1 protein-coding gene and 1 pseudogene are annotated in these 5683 nt (G+C 73.3%); one reads left to right on the forward strand and one right to left on the reverse strand.

Annotation, left to right across the window (positions count from 1 at the left end; all coding sequences use genetic code 11):
* On the reverse strand, positions 1-5328 hold a 5328-nt coding region (locus tag ACFVIM_RS32050; protein WP_384308952.1), incomplete at its 3' end, for an amino acid adenylation domain-containing protein.
* A gap of 100 nt (positions 5329-5428) precedes the next feature.
* On the opposite strand from ACFVIM_RS32050, the pseudogene ACFVIM_RS32055 reads away from it, so the two are divergent.
* Positions 5429-5683 (forward strand): annotated as a pseudogene (locus ACFVIM_RS32055) (hypothetical protein); the annotation flags it as partial.

A 5683-nucleotide genomic window follows, 5' to 3' on the forward strand; every position in this document is an offset into this window, starting at 1 on the left:
GGGCAGCGCCGAGCCGTCGAGCTTGCCGTTGTGGTTGAGCGGCATCCGCTCCAGCGGCACGATCGCGGCGGGGATCATGTAGTCGGGCAGTGCGGCCCCGAGGTGGTGGCGCAGCTCCTCCGTACCCGGCACCGGCACCCCGGGGCGGCCCACGACGTAGGCGACGAGCACCTTGCCGCCCGTGTCGTCCGGCCGCACCGTCACCGCGGCCTCGCTCACCCCGTCATGCCGCCGCAGCACGCTCTCGATCTCCCCGAGCTCCACCCGGAACCCCCGGATCTTGACCTGGTCGTCGGTGCGCCCGATGAAGTCCAGGGTGCCGTCCGGACGCCACCGCATCACATCACCGGTCCGGTACAGCCGTGAACCGGGCGGGCCGAACGGGTCGGCGACGAACCGCTCGGCGGTCATGGCCCGGTTGTCGACGTACCCCCGTGCGATGCCCACGCCGCCGACGTACAACTCACCGGGCACACCGACCGGCACCGGGGTGAGACGGTCGTCGAGGAGATAGGCCCGGGTGTTGGCGAGCGGCTTGCCCAGCGGCACGCTGTGGTAGCCCGCGCCCCGCTCGACCTCGAACAGGCTCACGGTCACGCCCGCCTCGGTCGGGCCGTAGTTGTTGATCACCCGGTGGTCGCGCGCCCACGCCTCGGCCACCTCGGGCGCGACGATGTCGCCGCCGACCCGGACGGTCTCCATCCCGGGCAGGGACCCCGCGTCCAGCGACGACAGGACGGCGATCGGGATGGAGGCCGTGGTGACCTCACCGGCCAGCATGCTCTCGACCAGATAGGCACCGTTGCGCGCGACGTCCGGGCCCGGCACCACCATGGTCCCCCCGGCGGCCCAGGTGGTGAACAGGTCCTGCACCCCGGTGTCGAAGCTCATGGAGCAGAGCTGGAACACCCGGCTGTCCGGCGTGAGCCCGTACGGCCCGACCACCGCGGTCACGGTGTTGTAGAGCGAGCGGTGCTCGACCATCACGCCCTTGGGCCGCCCGGTCGAGCCCGAGGTGTAGACGACATAGGCGAGATCGCGGGCGCTGCCCGGCGCCTGGGGGTCGGTGTCCGGGTACGTGGCGATGACCGGCCCGTCACGGTCCAGGAACACCAGCTCCGCGTCGGTCCGGGGGAACCGGCCGAGCCCGGCCTCATGGGCCAGGACCACGGGCGGCCGGGTCTCGGCCAGGGTGAGGCCGATCCGTTCCGCCGGGTACTCCGGGTCCAGCGGCACATACGCGCCGCCCGCCTTGAGGATGCCGAGGATGGCGATGAACAGGTCGGGGCTCCGCTCCAGCGCCGTGCCCACCAGCACATCGCCGCCGACGCCGCGTCCGATGAGGTAGTGGGCCAGCTGATTCGCCCGCGCGTCCAGCTCGCCATAGGTCAGCCGCCGGTCGTCGAACTCCACGGCGACCGCGTCCGGGCGCAGCCGGGCCTGCTCCGCGACCAGCTCGTGGACGCGGTGCTCGACGGCGGTGTCAGGGGCCGTACCGGCCCGCTCACCGAGCACCGTCCGGTGCTCGGCGGGCGAGAGGGCCGGCAGCTCGCCGACGGTCCGCTCGCTGTCCTCGGCGAACGCCTCCAGCAGGGTCCGCAGATACTCCGCCATGCGGCGCACACCGCCTCCGGTGAGCAGCGCCGGGTCATGGTGGAGCCGTAGCGTGAGCCGGTCCCCGGGGAGTACGACGACGCCGAGCGCGGCACCCGAGCCGACCTCGGTGTCGAAGTGGCTCAGTTCCACGCCGTGCGCGGTGAACGCCCGCTGGTCGAAGGGGAAGTTCTCGACGACGACGATGCTGTCGAACAGGTCGTCCCGGGCGCGGAGCCCGCTCCATTGCTGCGCCCGGGTCAGCGACACCCCCGCGAACTCCCGGGCGCGGGCCTGCTCCGCCTGGAGCGCGGCCAGCCAGGACACGAGGTCGCGCCCGCCGTCCACGCGCACCCGGACCGGCAGGGTGTTGACGAGCATGCCGGTGATCGAGTCGACGCCCGCGAGGTCCGGTGTCCGCCCGGAGACCGTGGAGCCGAAGCAGATGTCCCGGCCGCCGCCGTAGCGCGACAGCACGATCGCCCACGCTCCCTGCACGAGGGTGCTCGTGGTCAGTCTCGTCCGTCTGGTCATCTCCGTGAGTCGCGCGGACAGCCCGGGGCCGAGGTCGACCTCCACCATCGCCGTCGCGCGCGGCCGGTGGTCCGGCGCGGCCGGAAGGTCGTAGGGCAGCCGGGTGGGTGTGCTGACGTCACCGAGCACACCGCGCCAGTACGCCTCCGCGGCGGCCCCGTCCTGTTCGGCCAGCCAGCGCAGGTACTCCCGGAACGGCACCCGGGGCCGCGGTGTCGGTCCCTCGCCGTCCCGCAGCCGCGCGTAGTCGGCGACCACCTCGGCGAGCACCTCGGCACCGCTCCACCCGTCCATCACGATGTGGTGCGCCGACCACAGCACACGGACGCTGGTGTCGCTGAGCCGGACGATCGCGACCCTGGACAGCGGTGCGGTGGCGAGATCCACCCCGGCCGCCCGGTCCGTGGCGCGCAGGGCGTGCCACCTTTCCCGCTGGTCCGGTTCCGACAGCTCGCGCCAGTCGTGGTGGGTGACGGGCAGCGTGGCCCCCGCGCGCACCACCTGCACCGGATCGCTGACCTCCGCCCACGCCACGCCGGTGCGCAGGACGGGCGAGCGGTCCGCGGTCCGCTGCCAGGCCCGGCCGAGCAGCTCCGGTCTCCCGACCTGGTCGAGGACCAGGTCGAACTGGATCAGGTGCAGACCGGTGTCCCCGGTCATCAGGGCGTCGAAGAGCATCCCGCTCTGCATCGGCGTCAGCGGATAGACGTCCTCGACGGCCCCGCCCTCGGCGAGGCGGTCGCTCTCGGCGGCGGTGAGGTGGACCAGCGGGCGGTCCGCCGGGGGGTCGCCCGGATCGCCGGGGTCACCGGCCGCGTGGCTCGCGACCTCGGCCAGTTCCGCGATGGTCGGGCTGGTGAAGAGGTCCTTGCCGGTCAGCAGGATTCCCTGGCCCCGGGCCCGGGAGACGAGTTTGATGGCCAGGATGGAGTCGCCGCCGAGGGTGAAGAAGTTCTCGGTCACGCCCACCCGCTCGACGCCGAACACCTCGGCCCACAACCGCGCCAGCAGCCGCTCGGTGTCCGTACGCGGCTCGACATGGTCCACCGTGGCGAGCGCGTCCAGCCGCGGCGCGGGCAGCGCGCGACGGTCGACCTTGCCGCTGTTCGACAGGGGCAGCGCGGCCATCGGGATGAACCAGGACGGCACCTCGTAGCTCGGCAGCCGGGCCGACAGGGCGTCACGCCACCGCGCGGTGTCGGCCTCCGGGCCGTCCTCCGACCCCACATAGGCGACCAGATGCCGGGCGCCACGCGTCTCGTGCACGACGACAGCGGCTCCGGTGACCCCCTTGAGCGCGCCGAGGGCGGCCTCGATCCCGCCGGTCTCGATCCGGAAGCCGCGGATCTTGACCTGCTCGTCGGCCCGGCGCAGGTAGTCCATCGTCCCGTCGGCGCGCCAGCGGACGATGTCGCCGGTGCGGTACAGCCGCTCTCCCGTGCCGAAGGGGTCGGCCACGAACCGCTCGGCGGTCAGCGCGGCGCGGCCGAAGTAGCCGCGCGCCAGGCCCTCGCCCGCGATGTACAGCTCTCCCGGCGCACCGACGGGAACCGGGCGCAGCCACGCGTCCAGCGCGTACAGCCGGGTGTTGTCCAGCGGTACGCCGATCGGGGTGGCACCCGAGCGGACCTGCGCCAGGGAGAGGTTCTGCATCAGCGCGAACGTGGTGGCCTCGGTCGGTCCGTAGGCGTTGACCACCCGTGTGCCGGGGCAGCTCGCCATCACCCGCTCCAGTGCCTCCGCCGACGGGGCCTCACCACCGGTGATCACCGTGGCCGCCCCGGCGAAGCAGTCGGGCGCCTCCTCGGCGAACAGGCCCAGCAGCGCGGAGGTGAGGAACACCGCCGTCACCCCGTGCCCGGTGATCAGCTCGCGGATGAGGGCGGGCGTCGGTTCCCGCTCGGCGACGACCAGCTCGCCGCCGGTCAGCAGGGGCACCCACAGCTCGTAGGTCGAGGCGTCGAAGGCGTGCGGGGAGTGGAACAGGACGCGCCGGTGTGCCGCGTCGTGCCAGCGATGGTCCCAGGCCAGGGCCGCCACATCGCCGTGGGTGACCGCGACGCCCTTCGGGGTTCCGGTGGAGCCCGAGGTGAACATGATGTACGCGAGCTGCCGGGCGTCCGGGGTCCGTTCGGGGTCATGGGCGGGTCGGCCCGCGCTCGTGGCCGCGTCGTCCACCCTGAGCACCAGGGCATCGGTGGCGGCGGCCTTGGCCGCCATCACCCGGTCCGTCAGCAGGATCCCGGCGCCGACGTCCGCCAGCACGAAGCGGACGCGGTCCTCGGGGTAGGTGGCGTGCAGTGGTACGTAGACGCCGCCCGCCTTCAGCACCGCCAGGATGGACACGACCGCGTGCACCGACCGGTCCAGCAGCAGCCCGACCCGCGACTCGGTGGTGACGCCCTCGGCGATCAGCCGGTGGGCGAGCCGGTTGGCCCGTTCGTTCAGCTCGGCGTAGGTCAGCCGCTCGTCACCGGCGTGCACGGCCGGCGCGTCCGGGGAGAGCCGTACCCGTTCGGCGAAGACCTCCGGCAGGCCGCGGAGCGCGGGGAACCCGCGTGTGGTGTCGTTCCAGCCGAGCAGGACGCGGCGCGATGTGTCACCCGGCATCAACCGGAGCTCGGACAGCGGGCGCCCGGGGCGGTCCACCACCCCCTCGACCAGGCTGTGGAACGTCTCGGCGAGCCGCTCGACGGTCGCCGTGGCGAGGACGCCGGGGTCATGGTCGACGGAGACCTCCACCCCGTGCGCGCCCCGCCCGGCCTCCCGCGCCTCGGAGAACCGCAGCACCACATCGGCGACGGCGAACTGGCCCGGCAGCGAGGCGTCCACCGCACCGGAGACCTCACCGAGCAGACGGTCGAACGGGAGCCGGTTGTCGACGGTCGTCCGCAGGACGACCGTCGTGCCGTCGTCCCCCGCGGAGTCGCCCCGGACCATCGCGGTCACCTCGCCCTGACCCGCGTACACGGCGGACAGCACCTGACTCACGGCCGCCAGCGTGCCGAGCAGGGTGCCGTCGACCGAGTCCGCGAGGCGCCGCAGGCCCGATGTGAGCGCGCCATCGAGCGTGAACCGGTGCGCCACCGTGGCCCCGGTACGCGCCGCCGAGCGTGGACGATCTACGGGAAAGCGGGTCAGCGCCTGGTCCGCGTCCAGGTCCGGCGCCGGTCCCGCTCCCGGGAGCCCCTCGTGGGTCACGTATGGCCTACCTCTCCGATCTGGGCATCGTCCACAGCGGAAGCCGTGCCTGACGCCTCAGTCTCCCCAGCGGGCCATGGCCCAGCTACGCACTTGACCGATGAGCGAAACAGGGCGGTCAGCAGGCGTTTCCACACCGAGCTCCGCGGTCGCCGCCCGCACCACCGAGCGGGTCGCGGCAGCTCCGGCGACCCGCTGCGGAAAGCCGACGGCACCCGCTCCGGAAGCCGACGGCGAACGGCTCCACACCGCCGATGACGACCCGCTGCGGAAAGCCGACGGCACCCGCTCCGGCGAAGCCGACGGCTACCCGCCCTGGCACGGCCGACGGCTACCCGCTCCGGGAAGACCGATG

The sequence above is a fragment of the Streptomyces sp. NPDC057638 genome, from assembly GCF_042800315.1.
GTDB lineage: Bacteria > Actinomycetota > Actinomycetes > Streptomycetales > Streptomycetaceae > Streptomyces.